The organism is Arthrobacter sp. zg-Y1219, assembly GCF_030125545.1.
In the GTDB taxonomy this organism is placed as follows: Bacteria; Actinomycetota; Actinomycetes; order Actinomycetales; family Micrococcaceae; genus Arthrobacter_B.
Window position 1 is genome coordinate 330,211 of sequence record NZ_JASKLY010000014.1, and the last position, 24,813, is coordinate 355,023.

General features: G+C 65.3%; 21 protein-coding genes and 1 tRNA gene. 17 read left to right on the forward strand and 5 right to left on the reverse strand.

Annotated elements, in window-relative coordinates; genetic code table 11:
* Positions 1-246 precede the first annotated feature (246 nt).
* The 5 genes from QNO00_RS12835 to QNO00_RS12850 all read left to right on the forward strand — a co-directional run bounded on the left by QNO00_RS12835 (position 247) and on the right by QNO00_RS12850 (position 4,524).
* On the forward strand, positions 247-1,584 hold the full coding sequence (locus QNO00_RS12835) for a family 43 glycosylhydrolase (protein ID WP_284024758.1): 1,338 nt from the start codon (positions 247-249) through the stop codon (positions 1,582-1,584).
* Between the two features lie 296 nt (positions 1,585-1,880).
* Positions 1,881-2,183, forward strand: a complete 303-nt coding sequence (locus QNO00_RS12840) for a hypothetical protein (protein ID WP_284024759.1) — start codon at positions 1,881-1,883, stop codon at positions 2,181-2,183.
* Positions 2,184-2,710: 527 nt separating this feature from the next.
* Entirely contained in the window at positions 2,711-3,730 is a 1,020-nt protein-coding gene (locus QNO00_RS12845) for a DUF808 domain-containing protein (protein ID WP_284024760.1), read from the forward strand.
* Positions 3,731-3,862: 132 nt separating this feature from the next.
* A complete protein-coding gene (locus QNO00_RS17405) occupies positions 3,863-4,108 on the forward strand; it encodes an RNA 2'-phosphotransferase (RefSeq protein WP_502863364.1) in 246 nt (81 codons plus the stop codon).
* 26 nt (positions 4,109-4,134) lie between these two features.
* Positions 4,135-4,524: a hypothetical protein gene (locus QNO00_RS12850; RefSeq protein ID WP_284024761.1), complete on the forward strand. Its 390-nt coding sequence runs from the start codon at positions 4,135-4,137 to the stop codon at positions 4,522-4,524.
* Between the two features lie 100 nt (positions 4,525-4,624).
* On the opposite strand, the gene QNO00_RS12855 is transcribed toward QNO00_RS12850, so the two are convergent.
* Positions 4,625-5,122, reverse strand: coding sequence for an immunity protein CdiI family protein (locus QNO00_RS12855; protein ID WP_284024762.1), 498 nt, complete (start codon positions 5,120-5,122; stop codon positions 4,625-4,627).
* A 130-nt stretch (positions 5,123-5,252) separates the two neighbouring features.
* Positions 5,253-5,897 carry a TIGR03085 family metal-binding protein gene (locus tag QNO00_RS12860; protein ID WP_229966756.1) on the reverse strand — a complete coding sequence of 215 codons (645 nt, stop codon included), beginning with the start codon at positions 5,895-5,897 and terminating at the stop codon, positions 5,253-5,255.
* 89 nt (positions 5,898-5,986) lie between these two features.
* Here QNO00_RS12860 and hisI point away from each other — a divergent pair, with 89 nt between their 5' ends.
* From hisI to pyk, 11 genes are all read left to right on the forward strand, one after another.
* Positions 5,987-6,451, forward strand: coding sequence for a phosphoribosyl-AMP cyclohydrolase (gene hisI, locus QNO00_RS12865; RefSeq protein WP_284024763.1), 465 nt, complete (start codon positions 5,987-5,989; stop codon positions 6,449-6,451).
* Between the two features lie 73 nt (positions 6,452-6,524).
* Positions 6,525-8,126 carry an anthranilate synthase component I gene (locus tag QNO00_RS12870; RefSeq protein ID WP_284024764.1) on the forward strand — a complete coding sequence of 534 codons (1,602 nt, stop codon included), beginning with the start codon at positions 6,525-6,527 and terminating at the stop codon, positions 8,124-8,126.
* Positions 8,127-8,178: 52 nt separating this feature from the next.
* Positions 8,179-8,877 carry a Trp biosynthesis-associated membrane protein gene (locus QNO00_RS12875; RefSeq protein WP_284024765.1) on the forward strand — a complete coding sequence of 233 codons (699 nt, stop codon included), beginning with the start codon at positions 8,179-8,181 and terminating at the stop codon, positions 8,875-8,877.
* Between the two features lie 111 nt (positions 8,878-8,988).
* Complete coding sequence (locus QNO00_RS12880) at positions 8,989-9,282, forward strand: HGxxPAAW family protein (protein WP_229966752.1); 294 nt, start codon at positions 8,989-8,991, stop codon at positions 9,280-9,282.
* Positions 9,283-10,113, forward strand: a complete 831-nt coding sequence (trpC, locus tag QNO00_RS12885; protein WP_284024766.1) for an indole-3-glycerol phosphate synthase TrpC — start codon at positions 9,283-9,285, stop codon at positions 10,111-10,113. It begins immediately after the preceding gene.
* A gap of 68 nt (positions 10,114-10,181) precedes the next feature.
* On the forward strand, positions 10,182-11,594 hold the full coding sequence (gene trpB, locus QNO00_RS12890) for a tryptophan synthase subunit beta (RefSeq protein ID WP_284024767.1): 1,413 nt from the start codon (positions 10,182-10,184) through the stop codon (positions 11,592-11,594).
* Positions 11,591-12,424, forward strand: coding sequence for a tryptophan synthase subunit alpha (gene trpA / locus QNO00_RS12895; protein ID WP_284024768.1), 834 nt, complete (start codon positions 11,591-11,593; stop codon positions 12,422-12,424). The genes trpB and trpA overlap by 4 nt, the downstream gene beginning before the upstream one ends.
* On the forward strand, positions 12,424-13,464 hold the full coding sequence (lgt, locus tag QNO00_RS12900; protein WP_284024769.1) for a prolipoprotein diacylglyceryl transferase: 1,041 nt from the start codon (positions 12,424-12,426) through the stop codon (positions 13,462-13,464). Before trpA ends, lgt begins: the two co-directional genes overlap by 1 nt.
* Before the next feature lie 183 nt (positions 13,465-13,647).
* Complete coding sequence (gene gltB / locus QNO00_RS12905) at positions 13,648-18,237, forward strand: glutamate synthase large subunit (RefSeq protein ID WP_284024770.1); 4,590 nt, start codon at positions 13,648-13,650, stop codon at positions 18,235-18,237.
* Entirely contained in the window at positions 18,230-19,687 is a 1,458-nt protein-coding gene (locus QNO00_RS12910) for a glutamate synthase subunit beta (protein WP_284024771.1), read from the forward strand. The genes gltB and QNO00_RS12910 overlap by 8 nt, the downstream gene beginning before the upstream one ends.
* Before the next feature lie 152 nt (positions 19,688-19,839).
* Positions 19,840-21,351 (forward strand): pyruvate kinase, encoded by a 1,512-nt coding sequence (gene pyk, locus QNO00_RS12915; RefSeq protein ID WP_229966745.1) that lies wholly within the window; start codon positions 19,840-19,842, stop codon positions 21,349-21,351.
* Positions 21,352-21,877: 526 nt separating this feature from the next.
* Here pyk and QNO00_RS12920 read toward each other — a convergent pair.
* Positions 21,878-22,429 carry a P-loop NTPase family protein gene (locus QNO00_RS12920; RefSeq protein ID WP_284024772.1) on the reverse strand — a complete coding sequence of 184 codons (552 nt, stop codon included), beginning with the start codon at positions 22,427-22,429 and terminating at the stop codon, positions 21,878-21,880.
* Positions 22,430-22,686: 257 nt separating this feature from the next.
* A complete protein-coding gene (locus tag QNO00_RS12925; RefSeq protein WP_229966743.1) occupies positions 22,687-23,292 on the reverse strand; it encodes an ANTAR domain-containing response regulator in 606 nt (201 codons plus the stop codon).
* A gap of 128 nt (positions 23,293-23,420) precedes the next feature.
* Between QNO00_RS12925 and QNO00_RS12930 the strand changes: the two genes are divergently transcribed.
* Positions 23,421-23,502: transfer RNA gene (locus QNO00_RS12930), tRNA-Leu, on the forward strand.
* A gap of 916 nt (positions 23,503-24,418) precedes the next feature.
* On the opposite strand, the gene QNO00_RS12935 is transcribed toward QNO00_RS12930, so the two are convergent.
* Positions 24,419-24,813: FG-GAP repeat domain-containing protein (locus QNO00_RS12935; RefSeq protein ID WP_284024773.1), on the reverse strand; the 395-nt coding region annotated here is incomplete at its 5' end.

Below are 24,813 nucleotides of genomic sequence, written 5' to 3' on the forward strand. Positions count from 1 at the left end.
CGACGACGCCTGCGCCCTTTGTAGGCCCGCACGTGATCTGGTGTGGTCTCACACCGGAACGCGACATGGGTGGTGCTGCGCGGTGCCGCTTCCGGGAACGGTGCGCCGGACCGCCATGTAGAGCGAGAGTACGCCGACTGCGGTCGTAGATGTTCCTGGAGTGGCGTTCTAGCCATTGGTTGTTTCCTGTTGGCTTTATCCGCTCGGATTGATAGTTTGTCCTTCCACCAACGGGAATGGCAGGTTATGGAAACTGACTTTGAGAAAGCCGCTACCGATGAGGGTGCAGCAACTGGTTTTGTTTTTGCTAACTTTGTTGGCAACGGCCCAGCGGGGGAAACCCTGAACCTGTTTTATTCACCGGACGGGAAAACGCTGTTCGGCGGGGACAATAACCCGGTATATGTTCCGGCCGATGGTGGCGGACTCCGGGACCCGTCAATCCTGTATTGGAATGATCGTTGGTATGTGGCTTACACCACTACGGACGGCCGGAATAAAAACTTCGCCATTGCATCGAGCTCCACTGGACACCCCGGGTCGTGGAGTCTACTGACCAAGGTTTCCGTTGCCGCCGCGCCCGGACTCGTCAAAGCGTGGGCGCCGGAACTGGTGGTGGACGGCAATGACGTTTACGTGTTCTTCAGCCGGATTACGTCCGCAAACGTGGGCGATATGTACTATGTCAAGGCGGCCAATGCCGCCTTGACCGCCTGGAGCACTCCCGTTGCCGTTACCTTTGCGAACGAGCCCGCGAGTTACATTGACGGTGTACCGATCAGGGGAACCGACGGGCAATGGTATCTGTTCTATTCCACAGGCAACAGCATTGACCGGGCCGCAGGCGAGACCATCACGGGCCCCTGGAGAACCGATCGTTCAGGCAACTGGGCCGGGTGGGGAAGCGGTATCGAGGGACCTGCCATTTTGAAGGATGGGGACACATACCGGATGTATTTTGACCGGTACGTAAACAATCTGGGGCTGCACTGGAGCGAAGCCGCCAGCCTCAACGGACCGTGGTCCCCAGCAACCAAGGTGGTGACCGCTCCCTATGTCCTCCAGAGGGGCCAGACCATCCGGCATGGAAGCGTCTATGCGCTTTCCTCACCCATGGCCCGGAACAAGATGATTGCGGCTCTTGCCATGCCGGTTACCGGCGGCAATCATTCGGAGTGGCAGAATCCCCCAGGGGTACCGATCCCAAAGGGTAGGCCTACCGTTATGAGCTGGGTAGTTCCCGATGAATCCGAAAGCGTGAACCCGAACTTGGTTGCCTTTGAGGACGGCGGAACGTTCACCTTGAATGAGTACTGCAATTACGCGATTGTCATGACCGCCGCAGCCATCGGAGTTACGGGCGTAACACGTTCGTTCATTGAGATGATCAGTGAAGATGGCAGAACCATTCATATGCGGCAGGCTGGGGGCGCGGAGGACGTTTTCTCGTTCAGCATGGCGACGTTCAAGCCGCGCGCCGCCGGTGAAAGAGTCCGGTTCCGGATTTATTTGAACTGGACCGGCTCGCAAACCATTGCAGCCGTCCCGGTCCGGGTTCGGTTTACCAAAATCGCAAGAATCTAAAGGCGAAGGAAGGTAGCCCTAGGCGCCAGCTCGGGTAGTCCAATAGCTGATGCGGCCCAGGAAGCCTGGCTCTCCGTTGTCCAGTACGAGCTAGAAGGGATATAGCCACTAGCGCGAATTTCTTTTCAGACCGGCCGGTGGCCGTGATTTCCGGATAGCGTCGCGAAACCGACTAGCGGCTTGGTCGGGGTAAACGAAGACCCAGTGCGCAAGAATAAGGATTACGTGAAAATCGCGGTCCTCATCCGAGGCATTCTTTATGCCGAACCCCTGTTGTTATGGAGAGTGGAGTAGCCGTGGCGAAGTACATCGACGATGCGGTACGAAGTATGTCCCGATTCGCAGAATTGCTCTCGCTGGTAGGTCTCCCGGAGTTGGGTCACGGCTATAAAAATGAGGCACAAATAATCGAGTGTGACGGATCAGAACCAGCCGTGTCTGAAACACGAGAGTGGATTAGGGAAACCTTCAGATACCAAGGAAGCGGCAGCATTCCCGATCGATATGTTGCCAAACAGGACGGTTCGGCAGATCTTCCCCTGACCTCCGAATATCACGAGTTGATAAAGGCTCTCGGAACCTTCGTGGAGGGACGTTAGGCGAGCAGTCATCGTGCGATTCGTGCCGTTCAAACCGGTGTGCTGTGGGGTGTCATTGGTTCAGCAGCAGCAAGGCAATTTAGAGAGTGAAGGCAACTGGCAGTCCCGATGGAGTAATCAGTGAGCCGGACTTCCAAATCGGGGTCATCGTCGACTTGATCGAGTGGTGGGGCATCGGGCCCGTTCATCGGGGGGAACGTAGAAATAAGCTCCTTGTAAAACTCCCGAAAGCCCGGGGTGGTTACAGCGACGTCGTCATAGGAGTGGCTCTCGGACCAGCTCGCTCATCCCACCAGGCGGAAAAATCCGCATCCGTCACACTGTCCGGGTCAAACGCCAAGATCTCGTAGGTCAGGGCAGTGGAGACTACAGCACGAGCCAGGAACGCCTTGGCGCCGGTCCGGGCCGCCTGGTCCCTGTACTAAGGGGGCTTTCCAGTCGACCTATAATTGCACCATGGCATATCTGCGTCCCGAAGGCGCCCTCTACGCGCAACCGCCCGTCCCGCATCAGCAAGGAGCCGCACTGTGAGCGGGGGACTGGTCGCCCTGCTGGACGACGTCGCTGCCCTGGCCCGCATCGCCGCCGCATCGGTCGATGACATCGCTGCCGGAGCTGCGAAAGCAGGGGCCAAGGCCGCCGGCGTCGTCATTGACGATGCCGCCGTGACCCCCCAGTACGTATCCGGTGCCGACCCGTCCCGTGAACTCCCGATGATCAAGAAGATCTTCTGGGGCTCGCTGCGGAACAAGTTGCTGATCATCCTGCCGGCACTGTTGCTGATCAGCGCCTTCATTCCCGTTGTGATCCCCTTCATTCTGATGCTCGGCGGCACCTACCTCTGCTACGAGGGCGCGGAGAAGGTCTGGCACAAGTTCTTTGGCCATCATGAGGACAAGGCGGCGCCGGCGGTGGAGCGGGGTCCCGACGCCGAGTCCAAAGTGGTCAAGGGAGCCATCACCACCGACTTCATCCTGTCCTGCGAGATCATGGTCATCTCCATGAACGAGGTGGGCGACGCGTCCATCTGGGTCCGCGCGATCATCCTCGTGGTCGTGGCTATTGCGATCACGATTCTGGTCTATGGGGCCGTTGGGCTGATCGTCAAGATGGATGACATTGGCCTGCATCTGGCGAAAAAGGAGTCAGCAGGCTCCCAGCGCCTCGGCGGACTCCTGGTGAAGGGAATGCCCGCCGTACTGGCGGCCATCACCTTGGTGGGAACCGTCGCCATGCTCTGGGTGGGCGGCCACATCATGCTCGTAGGCGCGTCCGACCTCGGCTGGCACGCGCCGTACGACCTGGTCCACGCACTGGAGCACCCAGTGGCAGGACTCGCTGTTGTGGGCGGGTTCCTGGGCTGGCTCGTGAACACGCTCTGCTCGGCCATCGTCGGACTGGCCTGGGGCCTGGTTGTCATGGCGATCCTGCACCCGCTGATGAAGGTTCTGCCGTTCGGCAAGAAGGACGGGAAGGAAGACGGTGACGCCAGGGCGGCAGCCGCCGGGCACCGTCAGGAGAAATCCGACACCGATCCGGCCGGCTAAACTTTGCGGTCCACCCGGACACCCGGATAAAGCAATAAGGCCCCGCTTCCCTTTGTCTTCAAGGGAGGCGGGGTCTTTCCATTGGTGACGGGGATGTGAGCCATTTCGATACCCGCACCAAGCCGATCAGAGATCAGCCGCGTGCTGTCCCACGCGTTGCGCCATGCTCCGCAGGAATACGGACTGGAGCTGGAGACGGAAGGCTGGGCACCCGTCGGGGATGTCATCCATGCTCTGCGGCTGATGGGTCCTGAGTGGGCCGTTGACGGGAAGGTGCTCCATCCCTCCCTCGGCTTTATCGGTTCCGGCAAGCACCGAAGAATAAGAGGCTGGAAGGTCAGGTCCAACCCGCCGCAATGTTGTCCTGCACGCCGATAACTTTAGGCGCGGGTATTCTGCGGGACATGGCTTACGACATCTTGGCATTTGATCCCGGCAGCGTGACAGATGATGCGGACTTCCCGGTGTGGTGGGATAAACAATTGGAGTGGTCGGAAGGCCATTCTTACGACGACGCATCCGTGACAACTCCAGCATTGAAGGAGTTTTACAAAGAGCTTATTCAGACGTTTCCTCCGATGAACGGACCCCATTCCCCGACGAATGAGGAAATCGGCGCAAATGCGGATCTGGAAGATCGGCTGACTGATTACTCGATCGGAACAACCGTGGTTTATGGTGCATTTGCCTGGAGCCAAGATGCGATGGCGAGGCTTCTTTTCACTTCGCTGGCTGCAAAGCATGGCGTTGCCGTCGCTTTGGTCAGCGACGGCGGTGCGATCCTTCGCCCCTAGATGGCCGAACAAGCCGACAATGCGGCTAAGCCAGCATGGAAAAGCTCTCGGGGAGGAACTGATTGAGGCGGCTGCCGGTTGCCCATGGGACCTGGGTTCCTCAGGGCTGGTCAGAGTCCCCGGGAGAGGGGCTGAAGGTCTCCCCAGAGAGGGGCGCATAGGCGTGCAGCGGTCCGGCGGCTCGAAGTCTTTCCTCCTCAGCCGCCGCTTCCTCAAACTCCTCCGCGAAGAAGCGCGCCGAGGCTGGGTTGGTGGCAGGGTCGCCGCTGCGGGTGACGTAGTGCTCTTCAAGTCCTGATTCAAAAGAAACCGCGAAAGAATGTCCCAATTGCGCGGCCAGCCGTTCGGCCAGGTCCTTTCCGTCAGCGAGGTATTGCCGTTCCCGGGGTCCCGGATCATTTCCGGTGCTTCCGCTGTTTGAGGGGTCCTGCGGGCGGGCGGCGTAATAACGGGCTTCCCAAGCCAGCAAGTCCTCAGTCAGCTCTCGGGTCAGCAGGGAATCCTCCAGGTCCACCGGACCACCCGGAATCCACACAGGAGAATTCGCCCAGCCGGGAAAGAGCCGGATTAGTGACGGGTTGGGACGTTTGTTTTCCACCGGTGTGAGGAAACCATATTGCAGCTGTCAAGTCCACACACCCCGCCGAGATGGCAGAAAGTGCTCGTCTCAGCGCTGAGAACGGCACTTTCTGCCATCTCGCCTGGGGGAGAGGAGGGGGAGCAAAACCCTAAAGCCCGATGTCGGCACTTTCCAGCAGTGCGACGGCGTCGGGCTGGCCCTCGAACATCACCAGAGCCTGCTTGGTGCGGCCGTGGGCGTGCATCAGCAGCTCACCCGGCTCGCCGATAATCGCCACTGAGACCGGAGCGCGTTTGGCCACATGCCGGGGACCGTCGGGCCGGACCAGGACAATGCCCAGATCCACACCCCGGTACAGGAGCGCGGCGCGCTTGATCAGGTCCGCCCACAGGGCATCTGAATAATCGGCGTCCAGGGCGCGCGGAGCCCAGCGGTCACCGGCGCGGCGCACGTCTTCGGTGTGGACGAAGTACTCAACCAGGTTGGCGCTGTTGTCCAGGGCCTTCATGTGCATGGGGGACAGGCGCGGCGGACCGGAACGGAAGGCCCGAACCAGCTTGGCATAACCCTCAACGGTGGACGCCTTGGCGGCGGTCTCCTCCATGGCCTTGTCCGTCTTGGCGGCGAAGGGCTTCAGGAAGAAACCCAGGGCCGCGGCCGGGCGGTGCTCCCGCAAATAGAGGTGGGCTGCCAGGTCTTTGGTCAGCCAACCTTCGCACAAAGTGGGTGCTTGAGGACCGGCCGCAAGCAACGTTTCGGCCAGGACTTCACGGGAGGGTTGTACAAATCGCATCACTGCTGAAACTAGCACGTTAAGCGTCTTTTGGCGCGGGTGACGGGCACAGGGAATGCCCCACAGCCAAACGCACTAGAATCGATGGGATGGCTTCCCTAATCTCTCCCCCCGAATTCCCGCAGGCACCCGGCCTGGATCCCGCAATTTCCGCCGCCCTGAAGCGCGACGACGCCGGGCTGGTGGCCGCCGTCGTCCAGCAGCACGACACCGGCGAGGTGCTGATGCTCGGCTGGATGGACGACGAAGCGCTGCACCGGACCCTGACGACGGGACGGGTGACTTTCTGGTCCCGTTCCCGGCAGGAATACTGGCGCAAGGGGGACACCTCCGGCCACGTCCAGTGGGTCAAGTCGGTGGCGCTGGACTGCGACGGCGATGCCCTGCTGGTCCGCGTGGACCAGGTCGGTGCAGCCTGCCACACGGGAACCCGCACCTGTTTTGAGGGCCGCGGCCGCGACCTTCCGGTCCTGGCCCCCACTGAATCCCAGAGCACGGAATCCCAGAGCACCGACGCTGGAATTCGCCAAGACACCACGGACCCGGAGAACTAGCCCGGCATTCCGCGCCGCCATCCACACGTAGCCAGCCCCGCGCTGGAGCGCTGACCGGAAAGAAACCAGACACATGCAGGATCTTGGAGTTATCCGTCCCGGCCTCGAGGAATTCCGGGCACTGGCAGCCGAACACCGGGTGGTGCCGGTGCACGTGAGCGTGCTGGCCGACGCCCACACGCCGATCGGCATTTACCGCAAGCTCACCGCGGGCGCCCCGGGAACCTTCCTGATGGAATCCGCGGCCGCCGGCGGCGTCTGGTCCCGGTACTCCTTCATCGGCGCCTCCTCCCGGGCCACCCTGACCACGCACGACGGCGCGACCCACTGGCTGGGCGAACCGCCGGCCGGAGTGCCGCTGGACGGAAACCCCGTCGAGGCGATGGCCCGCACCATCGAACTGCTGCAGACCGAGAGGCTGGACGGCGTACCGCCGTTCACCTCCGGGCTGGTGGGCTTTGTCGGCTGGGAAACCGTGCGGCGCTGGGAGAAACTCCCCAACCCGCCCGTGGATGACCTGGACCTGCCGGAACTGGCCATGAACCTGGTCTCGGACATGGCGGTCCATGACAATTCCAACGGCACGGTGATGCTGGTGGCCAACGCCATCAACTTCGACGGCTCCAACGAGCGCGTGGACGAGGCCTGGCACGACGCCGTCGCCCGCGTGAACTCAATGCTGCAGCGGCTGGCCGAACCCACGCCGCAGCCGGTCTCGGTGCTGCGCGGCGGCACCGTTGACCTGTCCACGCTCACCGACGGCGTCAAGGAATCCTGGCCCAAGCCGGAGTACACGAAGGCCGTGCAGCGCGGCAAGGAAGCCATCGTGGACGGCGAGGTCTTCCAGGTGGTCATCTCCCGCCGGTTCGAAATGGACTGCGGCGCCTCGCCGCTGGACGTCTACCGGGTCCTGCGCAACACCAACCCGAGCCCGTACATGTACCTGTTCAACTTCGAGGACTCCCGCGGCAACCCGTTCGCCGTCGTCGGCTCCTCGCCGGAAGCGCTGGTGACCGTTACCGGCAGCGAAGTGATCACGCATCCGATCGCCGGATCCCGGCCGCGCGGCAAGGGCACCGAAGCGGACCGCGCGCTGGCCGAGGAGCTGCTCGCGGACGAGAAGGAGCGCGCCGAGCACCTGATGCTGGTGGACCTGGCCCGCAACGACCTCTCCAAGGTCTGCCGCCCCGGCAGCGTGGACGTCACCCAGTTCATGGAAGTGGAGCGGTTCAGCCACATCATGCACCTGGTCTCCACGGTGGTGGGTGAACTCTCGCCGCAGCACAGCGCCTACGACGTCCTGGCCGCCACGTTCCCGGCCGGAACCCTTTCCGGCGCCCCCAAGCCGCGCGCCCTGCGCCTGCTGGACGAGCTGGAGCCGCACCGCCGGGGCATCTACGGCGGAGTTGTCGGCTATCTCGACTTCGCCGGAGACATGGACATGGCGATCGCCATCCGGTCGGCGCTGCTGCGGGACGGCAAGGCCTTTGTGCAGGCAGGCGGCGGGATCGTCGCGGATTCGGACCTCGAAGCCGAAGCCCAGGAAACGGTCAACAAGGCGGCGGCACCGCTGCGCGCAGCCCTGATCGCCGGCAGCCTGGACACCGTCGCCGGCGAGCCGCCCGCCACTTCCTTCTCACGGCAGCCCCAGCCTTCAACCCAGCCCAATCGCTAATGCAGCACCAATCGCTAATGCAGCACCAACACCCAGAGCAGGAAGTACAGCAGTGAGCACACCCATGAAGAGGTGGCAGCGCAAGGGAACCGTCATCATGGCGGCGGTGCTCTTCGGCATCGCAGCCTTCGCCACCACCACGCGCACCTGGCTGAACGTGCAGTTGCCGCGGACGGCCGTCCAGACCCCGGACCTGGCCGTTTCCGGTTCCGACGCCGCCACCGCCGTGACGGCGTTCGCCGTCGTGGCGATCACGGCCGGGCTGGCCGCCTCCATCGCCGGTCCCATCGCCCGCTGGATCGTCAGCGTCATCCTGCTGGTCTCCGGCGTGGGCGTGGCCGTCGCCAGCTACACAGTGATCAGCGATCCCGAACAGGGCGCAGCCGGCGCCATCGGCCAGGCGATCGGCGTCAGCGGCGGCGACGGCACCGTTGTCACGCTGACCGCGCTGCCCTGGGCCGCGCTGGTCTGCGGGATCCTGATCGCCCTCACCGGCATCTGGCTGGCGATCGCCAGCCGCAGCTGGAAGTCCTCCCGCCGCTATGCGCCCGCCCCGGCGCCGGCGGCGGACGAGGCCTCGGCAGCCAACTCGCCCGGCACGACGACGGCTGGAGCCGCCACCCCGGCCGGCGGCTCCAGCCCCGCCAACCCTTCGAACCCCTCCGGCACCGCGGCGGGACCGGAACCGGTTGACGAGATCGACAGCTGGGACCGGCTGACCCGCGGGGACGACCCCACCAACTACCGCTGACCCCGGGCCCGGGCCGGCGCATCCCGGAACCGGCCGACCCGGGCGCAATGTGAAAGAGTTTCCGCCAGTCAATGGCAGAATGGAAACAGATTCGTTTAGAGGAGAATTATCATGGGCGCAAACGCCACTGACAGCAACGTTGACATCAAGCCGGAAAACTCGGCCCAGAGCCACGCCAGCATCCACGATGAGACCATCGGCCACGGCAATACCCCTGCCGCCTGGACCTGCGTCCTGATCATGATCGTCGGCGCCGGAATCTCCAGCTTCGGCTACATTATTGCCAGCGTGCTGTGGTTCTGCATCGGCCTGGGCGTCATCGCCGTTGGCCTGCTCGTCGGCTTCATCATGCGGAAGGCCGGTTACGGCGTAGGCGGCTCGAAGCTCTCCAACAACGGTCACTAAGTGAGCGTTCTGGACGACATCGTCGCCGGCGTTGCCGAGGATCTCGAGGCACGCCGGCGCACGGTTCCGCTGGATCAGATGCAGGAGCGCGCCCGTGCGGCAGCTCCCGCCCTGGACGCGTTCGCCGCGCTGGGCGGGAACGACTCTGCGCGCAGCGAACTGCACGTCATCGCCGAGGTCAAGCGCAGCAGCCCCTCCAAGGGGGCGCTGGCCGCGATCACTGATCCGGCCTCGCTGGCCGCCAGCTACGAAGCCGGCGGGGCAGCGGTGATCAGCGTGCTCACCGAGCAGCGCCGCTTCGGCGGTTCCCTCGCAGACTTCGACGCCGTCCGGTCGGCCGTGAACATTCCGCTGCTGCGCAAGGACTTCACGGTTGATGAATACCAGATCTGGGAGGCCCGGGCGCACGGCGCCGACCTGGTGCTGCTGATCGTCGCCGCCCTGGACGATGCCCGGCTGAAGACTTTCCTGGCGCTCACCCATGACCTGGGCATGAACGCCCTCGTGGAAACGCACACGGCCGAGGAAATCGAGCGTGCCGTGGCCGTTGGCGCCAAAATCATCGGCGTGAACGTGCGCAACCTGAAAACCCTTGACGTTGACCGTTCGGTCTTCGCGGCACTGGCCGGCAGCATCCCCGCCGCCGCCGTCGTCGTCGCCGAATCGGGTGTGCGGGACGCGGCCGACGTCGAGCACTACGCCTCGGAGGGCGCCAACGCCGTCCTCGTGGGCGAAGCCCTCGTGCGGCACAACAATCCCGCCGCCACCATCGCCGAGTTCACCCGGACCGGCCGGGATGCGCTGGCCGCCCGCGTGCACGGCAAAGGCTGACAAGAACGCAACAATTCCCTGTCCGGACGGCCCGCCGCCCGGACCAAAGCAGGACAGGAACCAGCCCCATGACCGGGAATCCGGAACAGACGGGAGCGGCTCAGCCCGCACCCGAGTCCACAGACACCTCCACCGCGCCGTCGGACGCCGCCCGGCAGGAAGCCGCCGGAGCCGTCACTGAGGAGGTGGCCGACGCGTTCCTGAATACCCACGGTTCGCTGCGCCACGCCCCCGGACCCTACTTCGGCGAGTACGGCGGACGCTGGATGCCCGAGTCCCTGATTGCGGCGCTGGACGAGCTGGAAGACACCTTCGAAAAGGCCAAGGCCGATCCGGAGTTCACCGCCCAGGTGGCTGACCTGAACAAGAACTACTCCGGCCGCCCCTCCCTGCTGACCGAGGCCAAGCGCTTCGCCGAGCACGCCGGCGGCGTGCGGATCTTCCTCAAGCGCGAAGACCTGAACCACACCGGCTCGCACAAGATCAACAACGTGCTCGGCCAGGCACTGCTGGCCAAGCGCATGGGCAAGACCCGCGTGATCGCCGAAACCGGCGCCGGCCAGCACGGCGTGGCCAGCGCCACCGCCGCCGCCCTGCTGGGCCTGGAATGCGTGGTCTACATGGGAGCCGAGGACTGCCGCCGGCAGGCCCTGAACGTGGCCCGCATGGAGCTGCTCGGCGCTACCGTCATTCCGGTGACGCACGGTTCGCAGACGCTCAAGGACGCCATCAACGAGGCGCTGCGCGACTGGGTGGCCAACGTCGATGACACCCACTACCTGCTCGGCACCGCCGCCGGAGCGCATCCGTTCCCGGCCATGGTCCGCTTCTTCCACGAAGTCATAGGCGAGGAGGCCCGCGCCCAGATGCTGGAGCAGGCCGGCCGGCTGCCCGACGCCGTGTGTGCCTGCATCGGCGGCGGGTCCAACGCGATCGGCATCTTCCACGGCTTCCTCGATGACCCCGAGGTGAAGATCTTCGGCTTCGAGGCCGGCGGCGACGGTGTCGAAACCGGCCGCCATGCGGCCACCATCACGCTGGGACGGCCCGGCGTGCTGCACGGCGCACGTTCCTACCTGATGCAGGACGAAGACGGCCAGACGGTGGAATCGCACTCGATTTCCGCCGGCCTGGACTACCCCGGCGTGGGCCCGGAGCACTCCTACCTCTCCGACATCGGCCGGGTCTCCTACGAGCCCATCACCGACACCGAGGCAATGGACGCCTTCCAGCTGCTCTGCCGCACCGAGGGCATCATCCCGGCCATTGAATCCGCTCACGCGCTGGCCGGCGCCATCAAGGTGGGCCGGCGGCTCGCCGACGAGGCGAACGCGGAAGGTCCCGGCGCCTCGGACAAGATCGTGCTGGTGAACCTCTCCGGGCGGGGCGACAAGGACGTGGCGACCGCCGCGGAATGGTTCAACCTGCTGGACGAGAAGTCAGCCGAAGCCAAAATCGCCAAAGAGGGGGAACAGCTGTGAGCACCGGTGTCCGCAACACGTCCGGATCGGGCAGCAACGCCGCCAGCAAGTCCGCGGCAGCCATTGACCGGGCAGTCGCCGACGGCCGCGCCGCGCTGATCGGCTACCTGCCGGCCGGCTTCCCGTCGGTGCAGGAAACCATCGACGCCGGCATCGCCCTGGCCCGAAACGGCGCGGACCTGATTGAGGTCGGCATCCCGTACTCGGACCCGGTGATGGACGGCCACGTCATCCAGGCAGCCACCACCGAGGCGCTGGGGAACGGTTTCCGCGTCGCCGAGGTGTTCGACGTCGTCGCCGGCATCACTGCCGCCACGGACGCCGCCGTGCTGGTGATGACGTACTGGAATCCAGTGGTGCGGATGGGCGTGGACGAGTTCTCCCGCCGCCTGGCCGAAGCCGGGGGAGCGGGCCTGATTACACCGGACCTGATCCCCGATGAAGCCTCCGAATGGATGGCGGCCTCGGACAGGTACGGCCTGGACCGGGTGTTCCTGGTGGCGCCGTCCTCCACGCCGGACCGCATGAAGAGCACCGTCGCGGCCAGCCGGGGATTTGTCTACGCGGTGTCCATCATGGGCGTCACCGGTGCCCGCAGCTCGGTGAGCAGCGCGGCCAGGGACGTTGTATCGGCGGCCCGCGCCGCCGGTGCGCAGCGCGTCTGCGTTGGCCTGGGCGTCTCGAACTCCGGCCATGTCCGGGAAATCGGCGCCTACGCCGACGGTGTGATCGTGGGCACCGCCCTGGTGGCGGCCCTGCGCGACGGCGGCGTTCCCGCGGTCGCCGACCTCACCCGTGAACTGAGCACCGGAACCCGAAAGAGCAACTAATGAACCTGATGTCCGTGTTGGCCCCGGCCAGCATTCCCAGCCCGCCCGCGGACTTCAGCAGCTTCTCGCTGGGGCCGCTGACCATCCACGCGTATGCGCTGTGCATCCTGGCCGGCATCGTCCTGGCCCTGTGGATGACCTCGGTCCGCTGGCGCCGCCGCGGCCTGCCCGAAGAAGCGGTGTGGGACATCGCCATCTGGGCCATTCCGTTCGGCATCATCGGCGGCCGCCTCTATCACGTCATCTCCTCGCCGGACGCCTACTTCGGCGTCAACGGCGACCTCTCGCTGATTCCGCAGATCTGGCGCGGCGGACTGGGCATCTGGGGAGCCGTGGCGCTGGGCGCCGTCGGCGCATGGATCGGCTGCCGGCGCGCCGGCATCAAACTCTCCACGTTCGCCGACGTCGGCGCTCCCGGCCTGCTGCTCGCGCAGGCCGTGGGCCGCTGGGGCAACTGGTTCAACCAGGAGCTCTTCGGCGCTCCCACCGAGGTGGCCTGGGGGCTGGAAATCGACGCCAACAACCCCAACTTCCCGGACGGAACAGCGCCCGGCACCCTCTTCCACCCCACCTTCTTGTACGAGTCGCTCTGGTGCCTGGCCGGCGTCGCCCTGCTGCTGGCACTGGACAAGCGGTTCCGGCTGCGCGGCGGACGCCTGTTCTGGCTCTACGCCGCCTACTACACGCTGGGCCGGCTCTGGATCGAGATCCTGCGCATCGACGACGCTGAAATGATTACGCTTTTTGGCGTCACACAACGGCTGAATGTGTGGACCAGCATCGGCATCTTCGTGTTCTCCGTGGCCATGTTCATTTACCTGACTTTCCGCGCCCGTAAAGGCCCGGAGGCCTCGTTCTACCTGCCCGGCCGGGAGCCGGCAGCCGAGGTCGGCGCGGCACCGGCAGGTAACAAGAATGAAACGGTGAAGCAAGATCCGGATTCCGGCTCATCAACGGGTTCTCTGCGTGCTAATCTCGCAGAGACAAAAAGCGAGGAGGATAATTCTCGCAAGCCCGGGACACCGGGTACTGCCAAGTAGCACCTGTCGGGTCACCCTCCCGGCGGTGCTTCTGCCACGTAGTTGTGGCCGTCCGGAAGGGACCACGGGAACAACCCCGGACGCCCTTCCGTGTCACTGAACACCGCGGAATATTTGCGCCTTCCGCCGTGGGGCCAGCGTTGTCCCCTCCCACAAGCTCCATCAGGGGGAAGGACTTACCTCATGACTGATCTGTTTCCGCCCGGCGGATCTTCCGCCGTTTCGCCGTTCACCCGCTTCGCCGCTTTTCCGGCGGACACCGGGCTGTACCGCGCCGAGAACGAAAAAGACGCCTGCGGGCTGGCCGTTATCGCCACCCTGCGCGGGGAACCCGGGCACGACATTGTCGACGCCGCCCTTACCGCCCTGCGCAACCTGGAGCACCGCGGTGCCGTGGGCGCAGACGAGGGAACCGGCGACGGGGCCGGGCTGCTGACTCAGGTGCCCGACGAATTCTTCCGTGCCGTCACCGCCTTCGACCTGCCCGCCGCCGGCACCTACGCCGTCGGCACCGCGTTCCTGCCCACCGAGGGCCGGGAGCAGGACACCGCCCGCGCCGGCGTGGAAGCGATCGCCGAGTCCGAGGGCCTCACCGTCCTGGGCTGGCGTGACGTGCCGATCGTCGCTGACCTGGTGGGCGCCATGTCCCGGGCCTGCATGCCGCATTTTGTCCAGGTGTTCCTGGCACCGGCCGACGGCGATGCCTCCGACCTGGACGCCCGCGCCTTCCGCGTCCGGAAACGGTCGCAGAACAAGTTCGGCGTGTACTTCCCCTCGCTGTCCTCCAAGACCATGGTCTACAAGGGCATGCTCACCACCGCGCAGCTGGAGCCGTTCTATCCGGACCTCTCCGATCCGCGCTTCAAGACCCGGCTGGGCATTGTCCACTCCCGGTTCTCCACCAACACCTTTCCGTCCTGGCCGCTGGCCCAGCCGTTCCGCGCCATTGCGCACAACGGCGAAATCAACACGGTCAAGGGCAACCGCAACTGGATGCGCGCCCGCCAGTCCCAGCTGAAGAACCCGCTGCTGGGCGAGACCCCGGAAGAGCTCTACCCGATCTGCACCCCGGGAGCCTCCGACTCGGCGTCCTTCGACGAGGTTGCCGAACTGCTGATGCTCTCCGGCCGACCGATCACCCACGCCATCATGATGATGATTCCCGAGGCCTGGGAAAACCACGCCACGATGGATCCGGCCCGCCGCGCCTTTTACCAGTACCACTCCATGCTGATGGAGCCGTGGGACGGCCCGGCCGCCGTGTCCTTCACCGACGGCACGCAGGTCGGAGCGGTCCTGGACCGCAACGGCCTGCGCCCGGCCCGCTACTGGGTGATGGAGGACGGCCTCGTGGTCCTCGCCTCCGAGGTGGGTGTGGTGGACATTGATCCGGCGAAGGTGGTCCGCAAGGGCCGAGTCTCCCCGGGGAAGATGTTCCTGGTCGACACCGAAGCCGGACGGCTGATCGAGGATTCCGAAATCAAGGCCGAGATGGCCGCCGCGAATCCGTGGGCGGACTGGGTCCGGGAAAACCAGGTCTCCCTGGAGGAACTGCCCGAGCGCGAACACGTGCTGCACACCAAGGCCTCGATCAACCGCCGGCAGCGCACCTTCGGCTACACCCAGGAGGAACTGCGCATCCTGTTGGGCCCGATGGCCCGCACCGGCGCGGAACCACTGGGCGCCATGGGCTCGGACACGCCGATCGCGGTGCTTTCCCAGCGTCCCCGGCTGCTCTTTGACTACTTCGTGCAGTCCTTCGCGCAGGTCACCAACCCGCCGCTGGACGCCATCCGCGAGGAACTGGTCACCTCCATGCGCGCCTCGATCGGCCCGGTCGGGAACCTGCTGGCCGCCGGCCAGGTCCGCAACCATCAGATTGCCCTGAACTTCCCGGTCATCAACAATGACCAGCTGGCCAAGATCACCAACGTCACCAACAACGACGGCGAGAAGGTCTCGCTGAAGGTGCGCGGCCTGTACCGCCCGCAGGGCGGCGAGGCCGAGCTGCGCGCCCGGATCTCCGAGATCTGCGAGAAAGTCTCCGGCGCCGTGAACCGCGGCATCGAGTACATCGTCCTCTCGGACCGTGACTCCAGCGCGCAGTGGGCACCGATCCCGTCGCTGCTGCTGCTTTCCGCCGTGCACCATCACCTGCTCAAGAGCGCCAACCGCACCAAGATCTCCCTGCTGGTGGAGGCCGGCGACGTCCGCGAGGTCCACCACGTGGCGGTGCTCATGGGCTACGGCGCCTCGGCGGTCAACCCGTACCTGGCGATGGAAAGCTGCGAGGAACTGGTCCGCAACGGCGACATCACCGGCGTGACCCGCGAAGAGGCGGTCTCCAACCTGATCAAGGGCCTCGGCAAGGGCGTCCTGAAGATCATGTCCAAGATGGGCATCTCCACGGTGGCCTCCTACTGCGGCGCGCAGACCTTCGAGGCCCTGGGTCTGGGCCAGGAACTGGTCGACGAGTTCTTCCACGGCACCCAGTCCCAGCTCGGCGGCGTCGGCCTGGACGTCATCGCCGCCGAAGCCGCCGCCCGGCACGCCAGCGCCTACCCGGACGACGAAATCGAGGATCCGCACCGGCCCCTGGATAACGGCGGGGAATACCAGTGGCGCCGCGAAGGCCCGCCGCACCTGTTCAACCCCGAAACCGTCTTCCGGCTGCAGCACGCCACCCGTGAACGACGCTACGACGTGTTCAAGGCCTACACCAACGGCGTGGACGACCAGTCCAAGTCATTGATGACCCTGCGCGGCCTGCTCGAATTCCGCACCGCCGAACGCTCAGCGGTGCCGATCGATGAGGTGGAGCCCGTCTCCAGCATCGTGAAGCGCTTCTCCACCGGCGCGATGAGCTACGGCTCCATCTCCCAGGAGGCTCACGAAACGCTGGCCATCGCCATGAACCGCCTCGGCGCCAAGTCCAACACCGGCGAGGGCGGCGAGGACGTGGAACGCCTGCTCGATCCGGAGCGCCGCTCCGCGATCAAACAGGTGGCCTCCGGGCGCTTCGGCGTCACCAGCCTGTACCTGACCAACGCCGATGACATCCAGATCAAGATGGCCCAGGGCGCCAAGCCCGGCGAGGGTGGCCAGCTCATGGCGCAGAAGGTCTACCCCTGGGTGGCCCGCACCCGGCACTCCACCCCCGGCGTCGGCCTGATTTCCCCGCCGCCGCACCACGACATCTACTCCATCGAGGACCTCGCCCAGCTGATCTACGACCTCAAGCGCTCCAATCCGAGCGCCCGGGTCCACGTCAAGCTGGTGTCGGAGGCCGGCATCGGCACCGTGGCGGCGGGCGTGACCAAGGCCAAGGCCGACGTCGTTCTCGTTTCCGGGCACGACGGCGGCACCGGCGCCTCGCCGCTGAACTCGCTCAAGCACGCCGGCGCCCCCTGGGAGCTGGGCCTGGCCGAGACCCAGCAGACGCTGATGCTCAACGGCCTCCGCGACCGCGTGGTGGTGCAGGTGGACGGCCAGCTCAAGACCGGGCGCGACGTCGTGATTGCCGCGCTGCTCGGCGGCGAGGAGTTCGGTTTCGCGACCGCTCCGCTGGTGGTCTCCGGCTGCGTCATGATGCGCGTCTGCCACCTGGACACCTGCCCGGTGGGCGTGGCGACGCAGAATCCGGAACTCCGGTCCCGCTTCACCGGCAAGCCCGAATTCATCGTGAATTTCTTCGAGTTCCTGGCCGAGGAAGTGCGCGAAATCCTCGCCGAACTGGGGTTCCGCTCCCTCGAGGAGGCAATCGGGCACACCGAACTGCTGGACACCAAGGCAGCCGTGGACCACTGGAAGGCCGATGGACTGGACCTGGAGCCGATCCTGCGCGGAGCCGACGTCGTCGAACCCGGCGCGCCCATGCGCAACATGGTGCCGCAGAACCACGACCTGGACTCGCACTTCGACAACAAGCTGATCGAAATGAGCGCCGACGCCCTGGCGAACCGCAGCCCGGTGCGCATCACCCTGGACGTGGTAAACACCGACCGCTCAGTGGGCACCATGCTCGGGCATACGGTGACCAAGACGTTCGGCACCGACACCCTGGCTCCCGACACGATCGACGTGACCCTCACCGGCCAGGCCGGTCAGTCACTCGGCGCATTCCTGCCGGCCGGCATTACGCTGCGCCTGCTGGGGGACTCCAACGACTACGTCGGCAAGGGCCTCTCCGGCGGACGGATAATCGTCCGCCCGGACCGCGCCAACGTCTTCGACGCGGCACGGAACGTCGTTGCCGGAAACGTGATCGGCTACGGCGCCACCAGCGGCGAGATGTTCCTGCGCGGCCAGGTGGGCGAACGCTTCCTGGTCCGCAACTCCGGAGCCACCGCCGTCGTCGAGGGAATCGGCGACCACGGCTGTGAATACATGACCGGGGGACAGGCACTGATCCTGGGCCCGACGGGACGCAACTTCGGCGCCGGCATGTCCGGCGGCACGGCGTACCTGCTGGATTTGCGGACCGAACGGATCAACAAGGACGCCCTGGAAAAGGGCGAACTGCGCCTGGAGCCGCTGGACGCCGAGGACGCCGACATTGTCCGCGGTCTGCTGGTCCGGCACGTTGAAGAAACAGAATCGGTCCTGGCAGCGTCCCTGCTGGAGGATTTCGCCAACACTGTTGGCCGTATGACCAAGGTGCTGCCGCGCGACTTCGCCGCAGTGCTGGACGCCCGCGCTTCCGCGGCCGAAGCGGGTCTTGACCCCGACGGCGCCGAGGCCTGGACCCGAATCTTGGAGGTAACCGGTGGCTGACCCACGCGGATTCTTGAAAGTGCGCGAACGCCAGACCCAGCCGCGCCGGCCCGTGCCCGTGCGCATCATGGACTGGAAAGAGGTTTATGAAGCCCAGGAAAAGGGCGTCCTGAAGGAACAGGCGGGGCGCTGCATGGACTGCGGCATACCGTTCTGCCATCAGGGCTGCCCGCTGGGCAACCTCATTCCGGAATGGAATGACCTGATGCGGCGGGACAAGGGCCGCGAAGCCATCGAGCGGCTGCACGCCACGAACAACTTCCCGGAGTTCACCGGGCGACTGTGCCCGGCGCCGTGCGAGGCGTCCTGCGTGCTGGGCATCAACCAGCCGGCGGTGACCATCAAGCAGGTTGAGGTGTCGATCATCGACCAGGCCTTCGACGAGAACTGGGTGACCCCGCTGGCGCCGGAACGGCTCACCGACAAGACGATCGCCGTCGTCGGCTCCGGTCCCGCCGGACTGGCCGTGGCCCAGCAGCTCACCCGCGCCGGCCACACGGTGGCCGTGTACGAGCGCGACGACAAGATCGGCGGGCTGCTGCGCTACGGCATCCCCGACTTCAAGATGGAAAAGCTGCAGGTGGACCGCCGGCTGGACCAGATGCGTGCCGAGGGCACCCGGTTCCGCACCGGCGTCGAAGTGGGACGGGACATCAGCTGGGAGCAGCTGCGCCGGCGCTACGACGCAGTCGTCGTCGCCACCGGATCGACGGTGCCGCGCGACCTGCCGATTCCCGGCCGTGAGCTGAACGGCGTGCATTTCGCCATGGAGTACCTGGTGCAGGCCAACCGCGCGGTGGCGGGGGAGCAGGTTCGGAACCCTATTTCCGCCGAGGGCAAGCATGTGGTCATCCTCGGCGGCGGCGACACGGGCGCCGACTGCCTGGGCACCGCGCACCGCCAGCAGGCCGCGTCGGTGACCACGCTGGCGATCGGCAAGCAGCCGCCCGCCGAACGCGCCGCACATCAGCCGTGGCCGATGTTTCCGACGCTGTTTGAAACCGCCAGCGCCCACGAGGAAGGCGGGGAGCGCACCTACCTGGCCTCCACCGTGGAGTTCGTGGGGGAGCGCGGGCAGCTGACCGGAGTGAAAATCGCCGAGACGGAGTACGTGGACGGGCGGCGCGTGCCCAAGGCCGGCACCGAGCGGGTGCTGCCGGCGGACCTGGTGTTCCTCTCGCTCGGCTTCACCGGTCCGGAGCCCGCCGGGCTCGCCGAGCAGGTGCACACGGAGTTCGACGAACGCTCCAACGTAGTGCGGGACGGCTATTACATGACCAAAACGCCGGGCGTGTTTGCCGCCGGTGACGCCGGCCGCGGCCAGTCACTGATCGTGTGGGCGATTGCCGAAGGCCGTGCCTGCGCCGCCGCCGTGGACCAGTGGCTGATGGGTTCCACCCGTCTGCCGGCGCCCGTGGCGCCCACGGACCGGGCCATCTCGCCGCTCTGACCTCCTGCGTAGCCGGCTGAGGGCCAGCGGGGCCGGGTGAGGCCCAGCCTGGGCCGGGTGAGAGAAAAAACACGGGCCGCAGTTCCCGTCACAGGCGGCTCCTGCGGCCCGTCTCCATGCGTAATCGGCGCCGGACGACTACGCTGGAAGACATGAGACGCGCAAAAATTGTGGCCACTTTTGGCCCCGCAATCAACAGCTACGAAAACACCCTCGCGGTTCTGCGCGCAGGAGTGGACGTGGCTCGGATGAACATGAGCCACGGCGACCACGACGTACATAAGTCCGTGTACGACAACGTGCGCCGCGCTTCCGAGGAACTGGGCAAGCCCGTCGGCATCTTCGCCGACCTGCAGGGCCCCAAGATCCGCCTGGGCCGTTTCATGGACGGTCCGCACTTCCTGAACAAGGGTGATGTTTTCACAATCACCATCGAGGACGTGCCTGGCACCAAGGAGATTGTCTCCACCACGCACACCGGCCTGCCGAACGACGTCAACGTGGGGGACACCCTGCTGATCGACGACGGCAAGGTTGCGGTGCGCTGCACCGCTGTGGACGACGTCAAGGTTGTCACCGAAGTAACCGTTCCCGGCGCCGTATCGAACAACAAGGGCCTGAACCTGCCCGGCGTTGCCGTCAGCGTTCCGGCCATGAGCGACAAGGATGAGGCCGACCTGCGTTGGGCCATCCGCACCGGCGTGGACATGGTTGCCCTGTCCTTCGTCCGGAACGCCGTCGACGTCCGCCGCGTCCACGAGATCATGGACGAGGAAGGCCGCCGCGTGCCGGTCATCGCCAAGATCGAGAAGCCGCAGGCCGTTGCCGCCATCGAGGAAATCATCGATGCGTTCGACGCCATCATGGTTGCCCGCGGCGATCTCGGCGTCGAGCTTCCCCTGGAAGACGTTCCCCTGGTGCAGAAGAACGCCATCGAGCTGGCCCGCCGCTGGGCGAAGCCGGTCATCGTGGCCACCCAGGTCCTGGAATCAATGATCGAGAGCCCGCGCCCCACCCGCGCGGAAGCCTCCGACTGCGCCAACGCCGTCCTTGACGGTGCGGACGCCGTGATGCTCTCGGGCGAAACCTCTGTGGGCAAGTACCCGATCGAAACCGTGACCACCATGGCCCGGATCATCGAGTCCACTGAAGAGCACGGCCTGAACCGCGTGCCCGCCCTGGGCTCCAAGCCGCGCACCCGCGGCGGCGCCATCACCCGTGCCGCCGTCGAGATCGCCGATCAGCTGGACGCAAAGTTCGTCTGTACCTTCACCCAGTCCGGTGACTCGGCCCGCCGGCTCTCCCGCCTGCGCCCCAAGAAGCCGGTCCTGGCCTTCACCCCGGTGGAGCAGACGTACCGCTACATGAGCCTCTTCTGGGGCATTCAGCCGATGCTGGTCGAGTTCGCCGAGAACACCGATCAGATGACCGCCCAGGTGGACCGCACGCTGTTTGAGAACGAGCTGGTCGAGCTTGACGACCTGGTGGTCATCGCCGCCGGTTCGCCTCCCGGACAGGCCGGTTCCACGAACTCCATCAAGGTGCACAAGGTGGGGGACATCGCCGACGCCGGTCAGCGCCTCGACGGGCAGATGCGGGTCAAGGAGAAGGTCGGCCCGTGGCCGATCAAGAGCAGCAACAAGGGCAAGGCCAAGTCCATCTAGGTTCGATTGATGTGCTGAGCTGAGCTACTGAAGCTGGGCTGTACGAAAGCTGCCCGACCGGATTTCTCCGGTCGGGCAGCTTTTTATCCTTTCGGTATCCATTTCCATCCATAGATATCCACTTTCTCGGATATGGCCGATTGTCACGCGCCGCCTCCGTGGGAGAGGAGCCCGTCGTCGTCGTCTCACCCTCTGCTCGCCCCAAGTACAGCCAGGACAGGAGGGTGCCTTCGAGGCGAGGCGGCCGGGAAGGCGCTTTGGGGATCTCACCTCTTTTGGGTGAGGTGGACGGGTGCCGGCGAGGTTCATAGTTATGGTGTGCGTGCTCGGCCCGCCGGCGTGCATCGGAGGCCGCAGGGCTGGGAGACGGGTCTCAACACACCGGGTGAGTATGCACTCATACCCGTCCACACCTATGAAAGCAGGGCAGCCGATATGGAATTCTGGGACGACTTTTGGGGTGTCATCGGATGGATTTTCTGGGCCACGGTCTTCTTCGCGTACCTGATGGCGCTGTTTGCCGTGATCAGTGACCTCTTCCGGGATCGAACGCTGCGGTCTCGGCCCGGGTGAACGCCAGATCAGCTGTACGGTATTCGACGGACACCTCTTCGGAGCCGGCACCGAAGCGGGGCGGATGGTGCGCGGGATAGTTCGGCGGATGGCGTCCCGCGAGGACAATTCGCGTGTCCCGTGGCCGCGATTCAATCAGCTGAGCCAGCCATTGAGCCTCCGTAGGGTCGTGCAGGTGATGGACATCGTCGAAAAGCAGGTTCACCCGGTTGGCGGGCCCGCCTCGGGGGCTTGCCGGCGGGGAATTCACAGCGAGGGAACCGCGCATGAGTGCCGGCAACCGGGGCCGGCTGCTTCCTGCGGCCGGGATGCTGATCCACGCCGCGGTTTCTCCGTCCGCTCTGACCTCAGCGGCCCACTGCGCCAGGAGCGTCGTCTTGCCCGTTCCTGCTGAAGCCCAGATTTCCGTGGTGCCGAGGCCCTGAGCGATTGCCAGCCGCGGCCGGGGTTGCGCCAGATTCGTGAGGTGCGGCGCCTCAAACAGATGCGGAGAGGACACGGCCATGGTTTCTCCCGGGAGCTTCAGTCGAGGCCCGTCCCAGTACCCAGCCGCGGAAGCCCTGCAGTTCCAATAGCGTCTCACCAATATAGGGCCGGCCTTCCCCGGCCGGATAGGCTCCGCCGGGACCGGCTGCTCCGCAGGTGCCGGAGTCGACCGGGGGGAGCGGGACTTGGTGAGGGCGGCAAAAAGCCCCGCCCGACGTCGTCGGGCAGGGCCGTCGCTTGGTGCTCTTGGTGCTCCGGCGTGTAGGGCGCGGAAGCCTAGTTGACCTGGTTGATGATGGTCTCGGCGACTTCGCGCATGCTCAGCCGGCGGTCCATGGAGGTCTTCTGGATCCAGCGGAAGGCCTCGGGCTCGGTCAGGCCCATCTTCGTGGTCAGCAGCGACTTGGCGCGTTCCACCAGCTTGCGGGTGGCGAACTGCTCCTTGAGGTCGCTGACCTCGTCTTCGAGGGCCTTGATTTCCTCGTGCCGGGACAGCGCGATCTCGATGGCCGGAATCAGGTCCGCGGGGGTGAAGGGCTTGACCACGTAGGCCATGGCGCCGGCCTCGCGGGCGCGCTCCACGAGTTCCTTCTGGCTGAACGCGGTCAGCAGGACCACCGGGGCAATGCGGGCCTTGACGATCTGCTCGGCAGCCGTGATGCCGTCCATGACGGGCATCTTGACGTCCATCAGGACCAGGTCCGGCTTCAGTTCGGTGGCCAGTGCTACGGCCTTCTCGCCGTTGTCGGCTTCGCCAACGACGTCGTATCCCTCGCCGGTGAGGATTTCCACGATGTCGAGGCGGATCAGCGTCTCATCCTCGGCGACGATGACGCGCCGCGCCGGTGTGTTGGACGGTGCGGGCTCAGTTGACTCAGACACAGGTGCTCCTCAGAATGCGGTTGGACTGCCGTGTGCGAACTGACAGTTCACAGAAATAGCCTATCCGCATGTAGAGTAGATTCGCGCCCAACACGGATTGTGAACTTGTGATTCACGCCGCAGGGCTGGCCCGAATGGCGGAATTGGCAGACGCGCTGCACTCAAAATGCAGTATCGAGAGGTGTGTGGGTTCGAGTCCCACTTCGGGCACCGTGTGTGATGAGTCGCGACATGGGTAACACCCCGGTCTTCGGACCGGGGTGTTTTCTTTTGTCTGGGCTGGTAGTCGCGGGAGGGGGCCAGGGCCAGGTTCGCGCAGGGTCTCGCCTGTGGCTGTTTCGGTGATCACGATGTCCGTTTCGTAGATGAGCATGAGGATGTTTTTCCCGGCGTAGGCACGTCCGAGGCCGATATACCGCAGCCGTCCCGCGTAGCGCAGTGAGACCTTCCCGGTGGCATCTAACCGGTCCACGCGTACCCGCCAATGACTCCCTGCCTGGCTGCCGTTGGTACCGCTTTGACGGTGGCGTTGTAGGCCTGCGCGGGAGCTTTCGGTCCAGCGCCCGGCGCCGGAGCGCGTCAGCGGCCTAGCACCAGCTTCTCCGCGTCAGAGGCCTAGCACCAGCTTCTCCGGCGTGCAGTCCAGCACGCGGAGCAGCATAGATTGAACGCGTCCTTCCTCCAGGGCGAGGCTGACCCTGTCGGTGCCCTCAAGGACCCAGCGTCCAGGCACCTTGGTTGATCCATCGGCAGCCGCAATCCCCAAATAACTCGCCCGGCCGTCGGCTTCGAACTCATAACCTGTCCGGCCCCTAGCCGGTGGGAATGCGTAATCAGCCGGGCGATAAACCTCCATTCCTTCGGAATCCTCCTCGTGGGAGTGCATCCAACGGCCGAGGAGGCACGTGCGTAGATCGGTCATGGTGCGGCCCTTCTCTGATGGCGACTGTGTCGATGATACTGGCCCGCCGGTATCCGGCGTCGAGGGTGTGCCACAGCCGGCAGTGATCAAAACCAGGAGAAACAACGTAAGGAGACCTGAAGCTGAGAGAACTGATATATCGGGGTGATGGTGGAACCGCCGGTCTCGAGGTGGTGAGCTCATTCTGGTCTTCTGTCCGGGTTGTTAGCTGCCGATGGAGCCCGGGCCTGGGACGAAGCGGGGGTGTCTGTCGACCCGCCAGTCGCCGGCGGTGTAGGCGAAGTTGTCCACTACCCTGGCCGGGGCCTTGAAGGTCCCGTCACCGTTGTTCAGGGATACCCAGACTCCGCCGTCGCCGAAACCGATAATGTCGGCCCGGCCGTCTCCGGTGAGGTCGGCCAGGAAGCGGGGGTGTTTCTCGACCCGCCAGTCACCGGCGCTGTAGGCGAAGTTGTCCACTACCCTGGCCGGGGCCTTGAAGGTCCCGTCACCGTTGTTCAGGGACGCCCAGACTCCGCCGTCGCCGAAACCGATAATGTCGGCCCGGCCGTCTCCGGTGAGGTCGGCCAGGAAGCGGGGGTGTTTCTCGACCCGCCAGT

What these genes read in the sequence shown, in the direction of transcription:
- pyk (WP_229966745.1), top strand. Translation starts at nt 19,840, where the DNA reads ATGAGACGCGCAAAAATTGTGGCCACTTTTGGCCCCGCAATCAACAGC.
- gltB (WP_284024770.1), top strand. Translation starts at nt 13,648, where the DNA reads ATGACTGATCTGTTTCCGCCCGGCGGATCTTCCGCCGTTTCGCCGTTC.
- QNO00_RS12860 (WP_229966756.1), bottom strand. Translation starts at nt 5,897, where the DNA reads ATGCGATTTGTACAACCCTCCCGTGAAGTCCTGGCCGAAACGTTGCTT.
- trpB (WP_284024767.1), top strand. Translation starts at nt 10,182, where the DNA reads ATGACCGGGAATCCGGAACAGACGGGAGCGGCTCAGCCCGCACCCGAG.
- QNO00_RS12835 (WP_284024758.1), top strand. Translation starts at nt 247, where the DNA reads ATGGAAACTGACTTTGAGAAAGCCGCTACCGATGAGGGTGCAGCAACT.
- lgt (WP_284024769.1), top strand. Translation starts at nt 12,424, where the DNA reads ATGAACCTGATGTCCGTGTTGGCCCCGGCCAGCATTCCCAGCCCGCCC.
- hisI (WP_284024763.1), top strand. Translation starts at nt 5,987, where the DNA reads ATGGCTTCCCTAATCTCTCCCCCCGAATTCCCGCAGGCACCCGGCCTG.
- QNO00_RS12850 (WP_284024761.1), top strand. Translation starts at nt 4,135, where the DNA reads ATGGCTTACGACATCTTGGCATTTGATCCCGGCAGCGTGACAGATGAT.
- QNO00_RS12880 (WP_229966752.1), top strand. Translation starts at nt 8,989, where the DNA reads ATGGGCGCAAACGCCACTGACAGCAACGTTGACATCAAGCCGGAAAAC.
- QNO00_RS12870 (WP_284024764.1), top strand. Translation starts at nt 6,525, where the DNA reads ATGCAGGATCTTGGAGTTATCCGTCCCGGCCTCGAGGAATTCCGGGCA.
- QNO00_RS12920 (WP_284024772.1), bottom strand. Translation starts at nt 22,429, where the DNA reads ATGGCCGTGTCCTCTCCGCATCTGTTTGAGGCGCCGCACCTCACGAAT.